11 protein-coding genes are annotated in these 16,838 nt (G+C 47.2%); all 11 read right to left on the bottom strand.

From position 1 onward, the window contains the following. Window positions 1-22: 22 nt before the first annotated feature. Window positions 23-829 carry a ComF family protein gene (locus V6668_RS27380; protein WP_338707168.1) on the bottom strand — a complete coding sequence of 269 codons (807 nt, stop codon included), beginning with the start codon at window positions 827-829 and terminating at the stop codon, window positions 23-25. 150 nt (window positions 830-979) lie between these two features. Further along, window positions 980-2,869 (bottom strand): helicase-related protein, encoded by a 1,890-nt coding sequence (locus V6668_RS27385; RefSeq protein ID WP_422395232.1) that lies wholly within the window; start codon window positions 2,867-2,869, stop codon window positions 980-982. Between the two features lie 457 nt (window positions 2,870-3,326). Continuing rightward, entirely contained in the window at window positions 3,327-3,731 is a 405-nt protein-coding gene (locus V6668_RS27390) for a hypothetical protein (protein WP_143781457.1), read from the bottom strand. A gap of 330 nt (window positions 3,732-4,061) precedes the next feature. Beyond that, window positions 4,062-4,784 (bottom strand): response regulator transcription factor, encoded by a 723-nt coding sequence (locus tag V6668_RS27395; protein WP_026081439.1) that lies wholly within the window; start codon window positions 4,782-4,784, stop codon window positions 4,062-4,064. 7 nt (window positions 4,785-4,791) lie between these two features. Next, complete coding sequence (locus tag V6668_RS27400; RefSeq protein WP_076319204.1) at window positions 4,792-5,952, bottom strand: sensor histidine kinase; 1,161 nt, start codon at window positions 5,950-5,952, stop codon at window positions 4,792-4,794. 47 nt (window positions 5,953-5,999) lie between these two features. After that, window positions 6,000-8,723, bottom strand: a complete 2,724-nt coding sequence (locus tag V6668_RS27405) for a stalk domain-containing protein (RefSeq protein WP_076319205.1) — start codon at window positions 8,721-8,723, stop codon at window positions 6,000-6,002. Window positions 8,724-8,954: 231 nt separating this feature from the next. Further along, the gene (locus V6668_RS27410) at window positions 8,955-10,181 is read right to left on the bottom strand and encodes a stalk domain-containing protein (protein WP_076319206.1); all 1,227 of its coding nucleotides are present in this window, start codon (window positions 10,179-10,181) and stop codon (window positions 8,955-8,957) included. Window positions 10,182-10,297: 116 nt separating this feature from the next. Further along, window positions 10,298-14,086 carry an S-layer homology domain-containing protein gene (locus V6668_RS27415; protein ID WP_338707171.1) on the bottom strand — a complete coding sequence of 1,263 codons (3,789 nt, stop codon included), beginning with the start codon at window positions 14,084-14,086 and terminating at the stop codon, window positions 10,298-10,300. A gap of 209 nt (window positions 14,087-14,295) precedes the next feature. After that, window positions 14,296-15,498: a methionine adenosyltransferase gene (gene metK / locus V6668_RS27420; protein WP_076319208.1), complete on the bottom strand. Its 1,203-nt coding sequence runs from the start codon at window positions 15,496-15,498 to the stop codon at window positions 14,296-14,298. Window positions 15,499-15,753: 255 nt separating this feature from the next. Continuing rightward, window positions 15,754-16,026 (bottom strand): alpha/beta-type small acid-soluble spore protein, encoded by a 273-nt coding sequence (locus V6668_RS27425; protein ID WP_017691962.1) that lies wholly within the window; start codon window positions 16,024-16,026, stop codon window positions 15,754-15,756. Window positions 16,027-16,174: 148 nt separating this feature from the next. Continuing rightward, on the bottom strand, window positions 16,175-16,768 hold the full coding sequence (locus V6668_RS27430; protein WP_036667757.1) for a hypothetical protein: 594 nt from the start codon (window positions 16,766-16,768) through the stop codon (window positions 16,175-16,177). Window positions 16,769-16,838: the final 70 nt, after the last annotated feature.

The raw sequence follows: 16,838 nt of genomic DNA on the forward strand, positions 1-16,838 counted from the left end.
ATTTATTACTTGAATTTACTTTCTAGGATCTTGCCAGTGTCAGCGTGTAAATCTCGACCGGAATCTCCATGTGGAAGCCAGCATTTAGAATAACCCGCCCACAAGCGTCCAAGGTGCTGCCTGTTGTATAGATATCATCAATCAGCAGTAACTGTATGGGTTTGGCATGCGATATGCCCATATGTGTTGGCAGATGAGATCCCTTGTATAGCTCTTCAATTAACTTCGTGCCATCCGGGTTGATGGAAAAAGCGTTCTTCATCGTTTCAATACGCTCACCGCGTGATTTGAAGCTTTGTTTGGTGGTGTTGATCTGGCGCTGCAACAGATCCACGATGGGTAGGCGGCAGGCGGTGGCGAGCCCAGCAGCCAGCCGCTCCGCCTGATTGAAGCCACGCTCGGCAAGCCGCTCGCTGCTCACCGGGACATAGGTGACCGCGTCAGGCCGCCATTGTGGCTTCGTTTGTTGAGCATGTGTGGCGGAATGAGCCACGGGGGCTGGGGGTTCTTTTGCCAAAGCAGAATTTCGTTCTTCGCTCATCGCTTGAAAGGCTTGAATCAACAGCGCGGTTAGGAGCGGCGCGTATCTTTCATGGCCTCGAAATTTGTACATTCCAATCCATTCTCTCATAAGAGCGTTGTACTGTACGGCGCTGCGGTTGGCGATAAAAGAACGGTTTTGCATGTGTGGACGAGCACAGTCCGGGCACCCAACACCCCGACCACAACGCAGGCAACGGATGGAACGGATCCATGGAATTTGCTTCACACAACGTGGGCATATGCCTGGATAAGTTGAAGACAGAATCGCTCGAGTGCCACATGTCAAACAAGTCGCTCCCGGTGGGGCGAGCAGGTGATGGAGACGCTGGGTCAGGTGTTGCGCGTGATCGGTTATGTTGCTGAGCCAGTTGAACATAGGGGGCATACCTCCAGTCTCGGGAATGTATTGTGATATGTGGATACGAACTGGGCAAAATTATGTCTTGGATGGTGGATGCAGGTAGCCTTTGCGACGAGCGATAGCGTTCATTTTCCGAATCTGGGCAACGGCCTTCACCTGTGAACGTGTCCGACGAGATGATGCAAAAACCACTCTACCCGCCGGGTCATCCATGGAACGCCCTGCTCTACCCGCCATCTGGACCAGTGACGCTTCATCAAAGAGACCATTGTCTGCATCCAATATAAAAACATCACTGCGCGGAATGGTAACGCCACGCTCCAGAATTGTTGTCGTTACGAGCAAACGAATTGTGCGTTCACGAAAGGCTGTAACTTTGCTAGCGCGATCAGGATCCTGAGATGAAGTTCCTTCGATATGGATTCCGGGAAAGGTACGACGCATCAGGTTCACAAACGCCTCAATCTGGGCAATACGTGTCACAAAGACAAATACCTGGGCGTCACGCTTCAATGAAATTTGGATGTTAGTCCTCAAGGCAGAAGGAAGATTTCGTTTCTTAATACATTCAGCAACGGTAACCATTTTTACCAATCTTGGCACGGGCAAAGGATGACGGTGGAAACGTACTGGAACTTTGGCATGATTGAGTTTCCCCCGTGCTGCTTCCCTCTGGAGCCGAGCAGGTGGTGTGGCAGATAGATAGACAAAATTCCCGTCCGGCTTACAGGAGGATGCTGCCGCGTGAGCGAGCATGGGATCGTTGTGATAGGGAAAAGCATCCAATTCGTCGATGATAACAAGATCAAACCCCTGATAAAAACGCATCAGTTGATGTGTGGTCGCAAGCGTGAGCTGAGCATCTTTCCAGCGTTCCTCACTGCCTCCGTAAAGGGTAGCGAGTGAGGTGTCCGGAAAAGCTTTGGCCAGACGCGGGGCTAGCTCCAGCACCACATCCCTGCGCGGCGTAGCGACCAGTGCTCGTCCACCGCGGTCCAATGTATGTTGGAGCAGGGGGAAAATCATCTCCGTCTTGCCGGCCCCGGTCACGGCCCACAGCAAGAACCGCCCCGGCCCATCCCCTGCGGGCGGCCGGGCCAAAAACGCAAGCGCCGCGGCTGCTGCCGCGCTCTGCGCTGCGCTAAGCCCCCACCGGGCGAGCCCGCCGCCGGTGGGGGCCAAGGCCGTGCCACGCGGTGCTTCGCCGCGTCGTGGCACGGCCCCTTGCGGTGCGCTGCGTAGCAGCAGCGCACAAGCACGGCTGCGCCCCAGCGCGAGGCAAGCCTCGCAGTAGGCGCACGCCGTCAAGCCGCAGGCAGCGCAGGGCACGCGCTGCCTGGCTTCGCTGCCACAACGGTGGCAGCGGGGCGCGCTCTGCGCGCGTCCTAGCCACGCGTGCCGACGGCGCGTGGCAGGCCCTTCGAGGGCGGCTGTGATACTCAGCCGCCCGTGCAAGCGCGCGAGCTGCGCAGCCGCGCGCCACTCCCTTGGCGGCTGGGCGGTGTCCGCCAGCAATGCCTCCGCCTCGGCCGCCAGTAATTGGCGGCCGCTGATCCGCTCAGCCAGCAGGGCCGCGTCCCGCTCCAGCTGAGCCCACTGCACGGCGGGATACGGCTCTGGCATCCCGCCTACCAACGCACCACGCGCAGCGGCACTCCCCGCTTTGCCTGCTATACCTTTTCTGGCCTCTGTTTCCCCAGAGGCCAATTCATACACATCCAGCTTCCGTGCAAGATAACTCTGCCATTCGTGCTGGCCCCACTGATCCATACCTCGCTCCATCTCAAAATGTTCAACCAACCAGGATGCCTGACTTAACGGCAACGCCGTATCTAACAGCAACCAGCGCAGCACATGTCGCCCACTTCCTTCCTCTAGCCACCAAACCACATCCACTCGAATATCGAGTGATAACATCATGTTCCACCCTTCCCCTACACGGCACATATACAAAGCAACCTTCATTTACTCTCCTCCCCCATCGTACTTTCTCCTGAACGCAAAAAAAGCACATGCCAATCCGGCTGTTCGCCGGAGCATGTGCTTCATGTCCATATTCCATCTTCGTATGATCAATCTTACTTATCACTATACCAATTGAACCTTTACATCACAAGGTTAGTTACACAACATGATTCCATCATACAATTCTGCTAATAACCAGAATCTTTCTTTAAAATTGCGAAACTTTTTCCAATCTGAATCGTCTATACTTTTAAATTAAGAGTTCTGACTTCGAAAAGTTTATTTTAATACTCTTGAACTCGTCAAAACCCAGACAATAACCATAGATTGCATAAAAACCCATTTTTAATTTAAAAGCAGACTTGGCTACAATTACAAAAAAAGACTACAGCTTCTGCTGTAATCTTTTCACTGTAGATCTGTGCAATGTTAATCCCATTTCCGTTCACATGATGATTTATTGCTCTGACTCACGCAAATCAATCAGGCGAAACGTGTGATCGGTCTGTGCTACCCGTTCAATATCAGCAGGGACAGCAGGCAGATAAGATGTCTCCATGCCTTGCCTTTGCATAAGCTTTTCAATAATCGTAATCGTTTCCGCTTCTGTACGATCAGCAACAACGGTTAATCTGAAGCTCTTACCACGGTATAATAATTCCCGGCAAAGTTCTCTTACAATGCCTTCGATCCGCCCTGCCTGATTGGAAGGGATGAGCAGGATCTGCTCGAAACCTTCAGATTCGGGACGGGAAAGATGGCGCTGGTGCATGGCATGAACGGCCATTGCCGCCAGGAAGTATATGAGCAGAATCATAGTCAGATGAGCAACCATGGCAACTGCACCTCCTCGGAAGGTCATGCTCACCCATGGCGAACATCCCTGTATACAACAAGTATATGCTGTACTTCCTGAAGGGTTACACTCGCATTTCCTATCACTCATATTCCACGCTGATCGACACCGGACGAAGAAAGACAGGCCAGGTCATTCATTCACGCCTAAGCTTGAACATATGTTCCGCACAGCCTTACGCTTTGCTCATTTGCAGTGATAAAGTCCATTAACCCGCAGACCAATCCAACATTCTGGAAAGGGCGCGAGTGAACACCAATCTATACTTCGTCAAGGTTTAATCAACCAATGGACTGACTTACCGTAAGAATACTGCTTTACGAAAAACATAAGGTATTAGAGCGTAACCCAACCATATTTGATCGAATTGATAACAGCTTGCGTACGGTCGTCCACTTCCATCTTCTGCAGAATACTGCTGACATGGTTTTTTACTGTTTTTTCACTGATGAACAGGAATTCACCAATCATTTTATTGCTCTTACCTTCTGCCATCAAGCGAAGCACTTCAGCCTCACGACGTGTGAGCGGGTTATTGTCGCCAGCGACAAATTTAACACCGGCTTCCTTCGAAGCTCCTTCACTCATTGCCCCTGTTTCATTAAGATACGTCATACGACGCAGCTGCATGATCAGTTTGCCTGTTACTTTCGGATGTATGAACGCATGTCCTTCATGCACGGAACGAATCGCATTGATCAGAGACTCTGCCTCCATATCCTTCAGCAAGTATCCGTTAGCCCCTTTACGAAGCGTCTCAAATACATAACTTTCATCATCATGAATGGACAAGATAATTACTTTGACATCAGGGAACAGCTCACGTAATTTCTCCGTTGCCTCAACCCCGTTTTCGATCGGCATGTTGATATCCATCAATACGATATCAGGTTTATCCTGATTGCAGAATTCGAGCACTTGAATACCATCGCCGCATTCACCGATGACCTCAATGTCGTCCTCCATATTTAAAATGCGTTTCAGTCCCTCACGGAACAGCTGATGATCATCAGCCAAAAGAACTTTAATCGATGCTTTACCAGTATCACGGTTTTCCATCATCCTGCTACTCCTTTCCCTTATCCACGTTTGTCGGGATATGAATCACTATTTTGGTTCCTTGATTTTCTGCGGATTCAATCTCTATTCTTCCTTCTAACAGTTCAACCCGTTCTCTCATCCCAATCAGACCGAAGTGGGTATGATCCTTGCTTTTCTTGGCAAGAAGCTCCGGTTTGAACCCAAGCCCATTGTCCTGAACGACAATTTTGACGAGCTGAGCCTGGTATGTAATTTCCACTACAACATAAGTGGGATAAGCATGCTTTGCAGCATTCGACAGACCTTCCTGCACGAGGCGGTAGATTGCAGCCTCCATGGCTGAAGATAAACGATGTTCCTTACCTCTTGTTTCAAAAAGCGACCGGATTTTCGTTTTTACCTCAAAATCCTGCACATACTTCCGAAGCGTTGGAATCAGTCCCAGATCATCCAGTGCCATAGGACGCAGATTGAAAATAACTTTTCTCATTTCTTCAAGACTGGAACGAACCTGGCCTTTCAAATCTACTATTTCGGCCTGGACCATCTTAAAATCCTGCTTAATGAGCATTCTTTCTACAATTTCCGTCCTAAGCACTAGATTGGCGAGCATCTGGGCAGGCCCGTCATGAATTTCACGAGCAATACGTTTCCGCTCTTCTTCCTGGGCCAAAATTATTTTCAAACCAATCATTTGTCGATTTTTGGCATTTTCAATGATCCGGGTCACTTGACCTAGTTCACCTGACAGGTATTCGAGTACAACACCCATCTGCGAACCGATGGTCTCGGCACGCTCCACAGAAGCTTCCACATTTTTGGCACGCTTCTGTAGGTCATCCCGACGGGCCTTCAGATACATTTCCTTCTCACGATAAATCATCAGATCCAGCTGCAGCTGTGTTGCTTTCTCATATGCCTGCTTGATATCATGCTCGGAATAACGGACAAAGTCGCGGCTAACCTCAGTCAGCCGGATCCGGGAACGGCGGTAGTTCAGCTCCAACTGATCTACTTTCTCGATCGTTTCCGCCGTCTCCTTCAACACCGACTTCAACTCCTCGTTGAGTGTTTTCAGCTCATCGCGAGTCGAGTCCATGATTTCGAACATTTGATATTTGCTGTTTTCCATGACTTGTATGGCGTTTTTAATGACGCGGTCTATGGCATCGGCTTGTAAATCCACGTTTGTTCGACTCCATTTCTATCGTTTCCGGTATATATCATACCATATCACGATGAGATGGTAACGGTCTTCGTTTTCTGTTCCCATTTTACAGTGAGACCAAGTTGCTCGGAAACGAGTCTGAGCGGGACTAAAGTCCTACCACCCGTTACGTATGGTGCAACAGTTGCGCTCTGTCTTTTACCATTCAGAATGAATTCTTTCTGCCCTACAACCAGATCAATCAGCTTGCCACCACGTAATACCGTGATCCGCTGATTTTTGCTATCCCAGCTTGCCTGACCACCAAAAGCGTCCAAAACATGTTTGATTGGCACATACGTTGTACCATTTTTCAGGACCGGTGCTGCATCAATCACTTTTTTCGTTCCGTTCACCGTCATCGATTTCTGTCCAAGCACAAGCGAAGCTGTACCCGTAGGCAATCCGACTTCACTGGACTTGGAAGGCATCGTGAATGCGATATTGTCAAAAGCAACCGTACCTGATTTCGCACGCTCATCCTGACCTTCTTCCACGTTCACCACATAGACCCGCTTCAGCTTCGCCGGATAGGCGATGTTCAGTCCGTTTAGGTCCACGCTCAGCTTCTTCCACCCGTTCCAGTCAATCGCCTTGGCGAGATCGGCATATACCGTTTTGCCATTGGCATCTGTGAATTCGGCACGTAACCAGTTCAGGCTCTTATCTCCCATAACATCCATCGACATCGACGTAGCCGCTGCAGATACCTCTCTGCCAGTAGAACCATTCAGTTGTGCATAAGCGTACATTTTGCCTGTTCCAGCAGTCATATCATAACCGAGTTGCAGTACATTGGAGCCGGCTTTTTCACCAGTTCCTGCTGTGACTGTTGCCGTACCAGTTACACCCGCTGCGTTCGTTGTGAAGTTAATCGGATAATTCACGTTTTCGAAGTTCTCCCAGATCGTTTCACTTGCAGAAGCCGAGAGTACTACGACTGTGCTGTAACCATCATAACGACCAATCGCATATCCTACTTGTGCACCAGAATTAACGGAAGATACCGTTAATTGGTCAGCAGTAACTTTACCTTTGAACCCGATAAATTCCCATGTCAGCGAGTCTGCCGGAACCGTCACACTTTGTCCGCTCTTCGTTGTTGCCGTTACAGGAATGGACATCGTTGTGCCTGCTTGGAGCGAACCGAGACCCGATCCTGCTGTCAGGGAAGCCAATTCACTTCCACCCAATACCGATACTTTAATCGAGGATGAAGCTCCATTGCTCGTTGCCGTCAGCGTTGCTGTGCCTGGCTTCACGCCTTTGATTGTACCGTTGCTGACACTCACGATGCTGTTGTTGCTGGACTTCCAGGACATGCTGATATCGCCTGTTGCGATCGGGTTGTAGTAGGTGTCATATCCTTTGGCTGTGTACTTGCCCTCTTGACCCACCAGCAACGTTTGGCTACCACTCACGGCAAAGCCCTTCAGTTTACCTACAGGAGCCGTAGAGAACACACCTAGCGTGTTTACAACCTGACGTTGCTCGGTGCCATACTCTGTGTTGAACGTCAGACCAGCGGTTTGCTCACCCAACGGACGTGTTACCATGGTTGTGGAGCCGCCTCCATCCAGGTTCATGCCTTTCCAGACACCCACACTGGTCATAAAGGATTGCAGTTCCGTCAGCGACATCCCGCTGCTGTTACTGTTTTTCTCCGCTGCGATGATGTAGACATACCGACCATCCTGGGAGTATCCTACTGCCGTTCTGGCACGAATGCCACCAATGCCGGAAGATGCGATATCACGGGAAAAGGAAGCTGCCTTTCCACCGTTCACCAAAATGGTATGACCGCCAATCATCATCTCCAGGTTACTAGGATCAACCGATTGCCCGGTTGTTTTGGCTTTTAGCTTGTAATCCGCATCCAAGGTTTGCCCAACGGATAGATGGCTCATGATCCATGTCGCCGCTGTTCCATGCGCACGCAAAATGTACCCATCCTTCGGCACCGTCATGTTTAACGCTTTTTTATCCGAGATTTGGGTAATTACTCCGTTCTGCACGAGAACCTCTGTTGGCGTTGTGGAAGGATCATTTGGTCGTTTGCTCGATGTCCATGCCGGTGTATAAATATACATCGAGTTGGCATGACTATACTTCACCGCACCCGACTCTACCGTATAATCCTCTTTATTTATCCCACGCAAAGCAAAAGTTGAACCATCCTGTGCCTTCACTGTTCCGTCAAAGGAATACTCGTCGATCATCGGTTTACCATCCTTGGTCACCGTCAGGGCATACATGCCTGACAGCTCAGAAGGTGTGGAGACCAGCACGCCATCGGAGACCTGTCCACCAATGGGTGCGAGCTCGCCGGATACATTGAAGTAATCGCCATTTACAGCAGCTACTGCACCGTTTTCCTTGGCCATGGCACCTGTGCTCTGTTTACTGTTCAGATTACCGCCCTTGCCTGTCATTACATCCAGCTTCACATACGGGTTCTGCAGATCCACCTGGACTACATCCGCCAGTACGTTGACCTTGGAACCGGAACGTGTTGTTGTATATCTGTATTTCATGAGCTTCGCACCCGAAGTCAGAATTTCTTCACTCAACTTGCTTGTATTTGTAGATGCTGCTGCGGCCACCGATTTCCACGAAGTGCCTGACCACATCTGCCCGCCTGCGCTCATCACCGGTGCAATCCAGATTACACCCGCCAGCGTCACAATTGCCCATTTCTTCACCTTACTGCCCTTAACGTCTTCCAGCTGTTTCTCATGTTTCCCCAGCATGTCTGAAACGTCTCTCCCATCTTGTATATCAATCTTAGACATCACGAACACTGCCAAGTAGGCAGCCGATAGCGAGATCTCTAGTATACTCTTCTATTAATAGACTGCTTTTTGTGGAAAAAGTTACGCCCCCAGCTAACTTTGAGGGGATTCTTGGCAAAAAGAAACCCATGTATGCAATTAGCTACTCATACATGGGAATTTATCTGTATACTGATATTCGTTATATTTTCAATTTAACTCTGGGAAATGAATTTCGGGTAACATTCGATTGGGGTCCTCTTCGTTCTCACTAATGTCATGATCATAACTATAATTCCAGTGCCCATTGGCGTAATCGAGGTAGATCAGCGCTTCATATATAGAATGGTTCTGCTCTATGTTCTCTGAGATGTAGCTCCATTCCAAGGTTGCATGAACAACAGCTTGGTTCTCCCCAAGAAACACGACTCGTTCATTAGACATATGATACGTAGTGTCTCCATACTCAAAGGAAGCTCTTGTAATGTGCTCCCATGTTCTCCATTCATCAACTGCATTTGCGTTCATTCGTTCAATATCAAATGGCGAAGTATATTTATACGTTAAATCAAAGTCTTTCTGATTAAACGCTCTATAATATTGCCTGAGGTCAGATAGGACATTTTGTTGCTTCTCATTAAAATTCTCTTTTATCGTATGTACAGATTTATCGATATCTTCTGGAAGCGTAGTATTGCTGGAAAGATATCGATCCTGAAGTATTTTCCACTGATTGTTCTCCTTTATAATTCGAAACACGACTTCATGTTGGTCGTTTATTACCTGACTATTATGAATATAAGTAACGTACAATAATGCCTGATTCGCAGATTCGTATGTAATGCTTGTTATATCAACATTGTAGATTCGATCAGGGATTTCGCTCACTTGGGGTGCAATCTTACTATCCGTCAGATAGGATCTCTGCATATGATCTGAAGCAAGGAGCTTTACAGTGAAAGCTCTATCATATGTTGTTATCAAATCAAGTATCTCTTTCTCTTGACCATACCCATACTGCACCATCCACGCCGTATTCGACTTTTTATCATACTTAACCGCATGCTTGGTTAACCAGGCGGCATAACGGATAGGTAAAAAGAATTTTCCATCAATCTGAATACCTGGCCTTTGTAATTCGTAGTAATCTCCCGATCCACTAATGTAACCATCGTCCGGTAGAAAGATAAATTTTGATTTCCCGATCTTAACTGAAATCTCTCGATCTACCACTGAGTAATCCGCTTGGTACCCCATTAGTTGAATAAACTCTCGAAACGGAACATACACCGTTCCTGATTTTGTCATCAGTTTAATATTTGTTGGCTTTTCATTTACGTACAGTTGTATGGATTCTTTATTATCTTGAGCATACGCCAGTGATGGTATAGATATTAACCCCAGAACGAGGACAAAAACTAGCATTTTTTTAAGCAAATTTACACCCTCTATCCATGAAATTTATGACTTTATAATATAAAGAAGCGAAACCAACCAGTTGAACTTATTCCCCTGATCGATTTCGCTTCACTAAGATAAAGAGCTAATTACTATTACAGATATCCTAACTTATCCAGGACACGTTTCAACATGACTGCTGCCTGTGCACGAGTTGCATTTCCCTGAGGTTCAAATGTTCTGGCTGTCATGCCTTGAATGATTCCCTCTTGCACCGCTTTGGCAACAGAATCCTTGGACTGAATTTTGTTGCTGTCCTTGAACTTGGATAGAGTGGCAGTAGCCGAAGATTGAAGAGAGACTGTTTTCCCACCGTAGTTCATCGCACGTACCATCATAAGCGCCATCTGCTCACGCGTAATGGGGCGATCCGGCTTAAACGTGCCATCGGTATTCCCCGTAATGATCCCCGCTTCAGCGGCAGCCCCGATATAGGCACTTGTCATACTTCCACTGCGAACGTCCCTGAAACGACTCGCTGCAGTTGGTTCTCCATTTAAACCCAGACCTCTGGCGACCAATTCAGCGAATTCTGCACGTGATATATTCTCATTTGGTCGATAGTAAGAACCATTTGGTGCATTAATAATCCATTTGGCAGAGAGTTCCTTAATAACTGCACTAGCCCAGTGTGATGTGGTGTCCGGATAATTAACAATATGGTTGACCGGAACTACCGATTGATTCCCATTCAGTTGTCCTTGAACAACTACACTTCCTGGTGTATTTTTAAACGAGCTAGGTACGTTTGATAACATGAAGGTAACCGGATCAATATAAGTGAATCCAGATGTTACTGTAGAAACACCTACTGGTAATTGCATGGATAACTGACTTTTCACTTTCTGCTCCACACGTTGATCGGTCGTACCATTACTGGCAAACAGGTACACATCCGTATAATTCGCAAGTTTCTGCGCTCCTGCACCTGCAATCAAGCCTTCCATCGTCCCCGATGAAGACACAGGTACCGTCTCTAACTGAACGTATAAGGATGGAACTGCTGCTCCTGTCGTAGCACTTGTGTTTGACGTTCCTACACTCCGACTCATAGCCGCCATATCTAAATTAGACAGTGGCACCGTCCAGAGAAGATCGCCATATTTCACACCAATAGTGCCTGTGCGATAACTTGCAGCAATCTGAGTCAGTGCATTGAATGGGAATCCAACATACGCAGCCGATTCACTGTCCGGAATCTCGAATACCACCGGCTGAGTCAATTTCCCGTTTGCTCCAGCGTATTCAAAGGACTGAATCAACTTGGTTGCATCCACGTTGAATTGACGAGTCGGGCGATTATAGTGGGACATCGCAGATACAGCAGAAGCCGTAGTGTTATTCATCACAAGTAAAGACTGACCATAGTTCGATGCATCCAATTCCGACAACCAGGAAGGACGGTTTCCCGACTGATTATTGTTGGAAGTATTATTCGTCTGTTGCAACGTAAGTGGACCAAATGCTGTTATCGTGACATTCGACGCATCCCGTAACGGCACTGCCCCAGGTACATAACTCACCGTTCCCGTCTGAGTATCTGTTGATGTTACTGCTGAAGTATCCACTTTCAACGTCACCACAGAGCCAGAAGCTGAAGCAGACAATACAGTTGTGGTTGAATTACCAATCACTACACTGAACTGAGATACTGTTAGTGCAGCCTGGGACTGGATTGAATCACGGAAATTAATCTGAACCGTGTCTCCCTGAAGCGTAGCCGAAAGAATTTTTCCATTTCCATATGTGTACGTTACTGGAGTCAAATTGAGATATCCTGCTGGGTTATTGTTCAGATCCGTTAATCGCAATGCTCCAGGTACGTATGATAACGATATATTTTGTGTATCCTTCACCGCTGAAGCCAGCGTTAACGTGACCAGATCATTTTCGATCTCAGAATCATTAACGAAGACTGGCTTACCATCGACCAGAACAGAATATTGGCTGTTGAGAGGTTTATTCGTCGTTTTCAGTGGTTCATTGTAACGCATCCATAACTTGTTACCACTCACCTCAGCACTCTTAAACTCAGGTGGTTTGGTATCAATTGAATTGCGGACATAGAAGCCGCTGAATCCAGCAAGAGCCTGTCCACGTGTATCTTTTACAGGCCATGAACCTGGCGTGTATGCGACCCGCACGACTTCACCATCCGTAATGGATCGACTAAGATTCAACGTCACCACAGAGCTGCCATTGATCGATATGCTATTGATGCCTACAGCATATTGATCCGCAGTTACACTGAATTGTCTTGCTGCATCACTTGAAGTGATATATACCGTCTCAGGGTAGTACAACGTAATTGTACTGTAATACACGTTACCTTCTCGTGGCTTGGACATGACAGAATCTAAACCATTCTCCACATCTCTTGCGCCAAAAGCAGCCGCAGCATTGGAAGATTGATCTGTAAGACGATTACCTGTAGTACCTGGTGTATATGAAATCCGCACAACTTGTCCTACCGCTACACCCGTATCCAAGACAACATATACACTGTCACCTGAGATATAAGTGGAGCTGACATTCCTCTTTTCACCATTTACAGTTACAGCATAAGTACTACTCAGCGAATTAGTGCTGTACAGCCACTCATCATACGTCAGGCGAATGGTGTTATTGCTATGCATCTTAGCATTCTTCAACACAGGTGCAGTTGTATCTGCACTTAATGTTTTAAAGGCCCATGATGTAGACCCATTAAGACCTGTAAATGTATTTCCTGCTTTATCACGAAACGTATTGGCTGGAATGTCTACCACATAATTCGTGTTGCTATCCAATGCGTTCGTAGGTGTAATCAGCAATTGTCTATTGTTTGCACTATTAATGACTGTCTTAGATGCAACGGTTGCTCCATTTGATTTTTTGAGCGTTACATTCTGAATGTAATTCGGATCAAGTTCTTTGTTGAACGTAACTGTTAAATTTCCCGTTAATGGTGCATTGGTAGTACCGTTTGCGGGAGATACAGTAGATACCATAAGGGACGTCGGATCGGATATGACATTGAATCCCCAAACATTCCCACTAATTGCACTGATATCATTCTCATTTCTATCCCTCAAAAAACCTTCTGGCATTACGATGTAATATGTAGTGTTGTTGTTCCAGTTATTCGTGGGAACGATCGTAATCGTATTTGTTCCAAAACCTGTAATTCGAGGTGTTCCTGCGTTTACTGGAATCTGCTCAAATACAGTACCACCAACTCTTCCCTGATAAATAATGAGATTCCCTCTACCTGCGGTTACCGGCTTATCGAAAGTCATCACTACCTTAGTTGAAGGAGATACCATTGCTGCGTTATCAGGAATTCTACTCACAAGGGAAGTTGAGCCTAGTCCCAGAGTGCTGAAGGTCCACTCTTTGTTAGTCAGTCCCGGAAATGGAGTATTGTCCGCGTAAACAAATGATTTATTATCTATCTCTACGTAGTATGTTGCTCCCGGTAGAACCTTGTCCTTGCCTAGTGTAATAGTCACTCGTAGGCCACTATCTAGCGCAGGCGTACTGTCTCCCGCATCCGGTGTCGTTGGGTCTGTAATCGGTGGTGTGGGATCAATTACAACTTGGTCACTGGATACCAGCACCGAATCCATCGTTGTATTATCATCCAAACGCTTAATCAAGATTGAACTTTGTGTACCCGGTGCCTTCTGAACAGGTTTATCAAAATCAATAACGAATGGTACTGAACTATCCACATTCGTTCCTTTCACGGCAGGAACAGTGTTCGTTATTCCATTTGCACTTAATTCATTGGCCGCATATGCTCCCTGCTCGACTCCACTCCAACCCGTAAGCCAACCTTGAACCGTCAGCATAACAATTAAGATTCCGAGCATGCCTTTTCTTGCAATTCTCTTCAATTCCACTGATCTTCCCCCTTATCTGCATTTCTTCTCCTGTCTGATGTACAGACCTCATTATGTATTTCGGTTAGAGAAGGGATTTCATTTAGTTATTTGGGGATTTATACCATAATTTTTCCTTTGTCCATGACAAGCAGTGAAATCGATGGAAGCACAAAAAAGCCCTTAATTCCTTTAACGGAATCAAGGGCTTCATTACTATTACATCTAACTTACAGACCTGCTTGAGTTTTCAAAAGGTCTACTTTGTCCACTTGCTCCCAAGGTACATCCAGGTCTGTACGGCCGAAGTGACCGTAAGCAGCGGTTTGTTTGTAGATTGGGCGACGCAGATCCAGCATACGAATGATGCCAGCCGGACGAAGATCAAAGTTGTTACGCACAAGCTCAACCAATTTCTCTTCGCTGACTTTGCCAGTTCCGTATGTATCCACGTTGATCGATACCGGGTTGGCTACACCAATCGCGTAAGCGAGCTGGATTTCCACTTTGTCTGCAAGACCTGCAGCAACAAGGTTTTTCGCTACGTAACGAGCTGCATATGCTGCTGAGCGGTCTACTTTTGTCGGATCTTTACCGGAGAACGCACCACCGCCGTGACGTGCATAACCGCCGTAGGTATCTACGATGATTTTACGTCCAGTAAGGCCTGCATCTCCCTGAGGTCCGCCAATAACGAAACGTCCTGTTGGGTTGATGAAATATTTAGTCTGCTCATCCAGCAATCCAGCTGGAACAACAGGCAAGATTACATGTTCTTTGATATCTTTTTGGATCTGCTCCAGCGTAGTCTCTTCAGCGTGCTGAGTAGACACAACGATTGTATCCACACGTACCGGTTTGTCACCGTCGTATTCAATCGTTACTTGCGTTTTACCATCCGGACGAAGATATTCCAATGTACCGTTCTTACGCACTTCCGCCAGACGACGCGCAATACGGTGGGACAGAGCGATTGGCAAAGGCATGAGTTCAGGTGTTTCGTTCGTTGCAAAACCGAACATCAGACCTTGGTCACCTGCACCAATGTTTTCTGTCTCACGAGCCATTTGTTCCGGGTCACGGTTCTCAAACGCTGCGTTAACGCCTTGGGCAATATCAGCAGACTGCTCATTCAGAGAAGTCAGAACTGCACAAGTGTTATAATCAAAACCGAACTGGGCATTGGTGTACCCAATTTCCTTAATTGTATTACGAACGATGGACGGAATGTCCACGTATTCAGACGCTGAACTGATTTCACCGATGACAAGCACTAAGCCTGTGGCTACGGAAACTTCGCAAGCTACGCGAGCATTAGGATCGTTCGCCAGGAACGCGTCCAATACGGCGTCTGAGATCTGATCGCAGATTTTATCCGGATGTCCTTCAGTTACAGACTCCGATGTAAATAGATGCCGGCCTTTAACAGACATGAAGTTTCAACCTCCCATAACTAGTAGTATGGCGATTGCCCGAACAAAACATGACAGCGATTCGTTCACTGTACCCTCGAAGCTTTCCAAAATGGAATAAGGACGCAGAGTCCGCAGTACCGAAGATAAGGATTTTTCAGGTAATTGCCTCAAACGAAAATCAACCTTTCCCTAGTGGAAAAGGTTGCATACCTCAAGTGCCATCTTAACGTATTTGTCAAGACGTGTCAAACGAAATGGGGTAAGGAAAATGCCCTATAAGTGCTGTTCTGCCTGGCGAATTAGCCTTTTGGTGATCTCTCCACCAACCGATCCATTCTCGCGGGAAGTCAGATGTCCCCACCCTTTGTATTGCCCATAGGAGTGATCACTCACTTCACCCAGTTCAGATCCAAATTCTGTATCCGCACCAGCTAAACCTCTGCCACCATAACCTACATTGAGACCAAACTCTGCAGCAATCTCATACTTCATCTGATCCAGCATTTGACGACTTTCGGGTACCACTTTGCGATTGCTTCTAGCCATGATTCCTGCACCTCCATTAATTGATTGTCAACAGTTATAGAGTGAGCAGGAACAAGGCTGGCTAGCCGTATTAATGTTTGTTAGAACTGGGTAATCTGAGCAAATGAAATGTATAACTAATGAATAATTCCTTTAACAGCTACAAATCCTATTTCAGAGTATATCCACCACGAACCATTACAGTTAAGCTATATTTGTTTCCTTCCAATACCGTGATCCCCCGTCCATCCCTTGGAAAAGAGAGCAGGTGATTGGTCGGCGCTGCCTGTCCATTCGTCAGATCAATCCCGTCCGTCAGATCAGCTACGCCATTCGTACCTTCACTGACGATCACAGCTTTGCCGCTACGTACAATGAACTCTGCGCCAGACTTGCCGATCAGCTGTTGACCCGGCTTTACGGTTACGATCTCAACGGCTTCAGAAGCGCCCGAGACCAGTGGAGGAAGGGATGTGTCTCCACCTGTGCTACCGGAGTTCCCGGTTCCTGTAGAGCCAGTGTTGTTACCATTTCCTGCATTGCTGTCTGTTCCCGTATTGGTACTTCCTCCTCCAGTCGGGATCTTACCGCCCAAAGCCTGTTGAATCTGCTGATCTACATAACTCTTTGTTACAACCGGATCATCTGCTGTTCCTGGCTGGCTTGTACCTGCACCGATTGCTGTATTACTGTATACCGACCCAACCCACACGCCAACACCAATGGCGAGCGCAGCGAGGGATACTTTCATATAAGGTTTCATGTGAATCATTTTCCTCCTCTGGTAATCTATTAACTTTAACTATAGAGAAAAAATAGACATGCGACAAGCA

Origin of the sequence: Paenibacillus amylolyticus (assembly GCF_036894225.1) — a bacterium.
Classification (GTDB): Bacteria; Bacillota; Bacilli; order Paenibacillales; family Paenibacillaceae; genus Paenibacillus; species Paenibacillus amylolyticus.

What these genes read in the sequence shown, in the direction of transcription:
- V6668_RS27385 (WP_422395232.1), bottom strand. Translation starts at nt 2,869, where the DNA reads ATGAAGGTTGCTTTGTATATGTGCCGTGTAGGGGAAGGGTGGAACATG.
- V6668_RS27390 (WP_143781457.1), bottom strand. Translation starts at nt 3,731, where the DNA reads ATGACCTTCCGAGGAGGTGCAGTTGCCATGGTTGCTCATCTGACTATG.
- V6668_RS27395 (WP_026081439.1), bottom strand. Translation starts at nt 4,784, where the DNA reads ATGGAAAACCGTGATACTGGTAAAGCATCGATTAAAGTTCTTTTGGCT.
- V6668_RS27405 (WP_076319205.1), bottom strand. Translation starts at nt 8,723, where the DNA reads ATGCTGGGGAAACATGAGAAACAGCTGGAAGACGTTAAGGGCAGTAAG.
- metK (WP_076319208.1), bottom strand. Translation starts at nt 15,498, where the DNA reads ATGTCTGTTAAAGGCCGGCATCTATTTACATCGGAGTCTGTAACTGAA.
- V6668_RS27425 (WP_017691962.1), bottom strand. Translation starts at nt 16,026, where the DNA reads ATGGCTAGAAGCAATCGCAAAGTGGTACCCGAAAGTCGTCAAATGCTG.
- V6668_RS27430 (WP_036667757.1), bottom strand. Translation starts at nt 16,768, where the DNA reads ATGAAACCTTATATGAAAGTATCCCTCGCTGCGCTCGCCATTGGTGTT.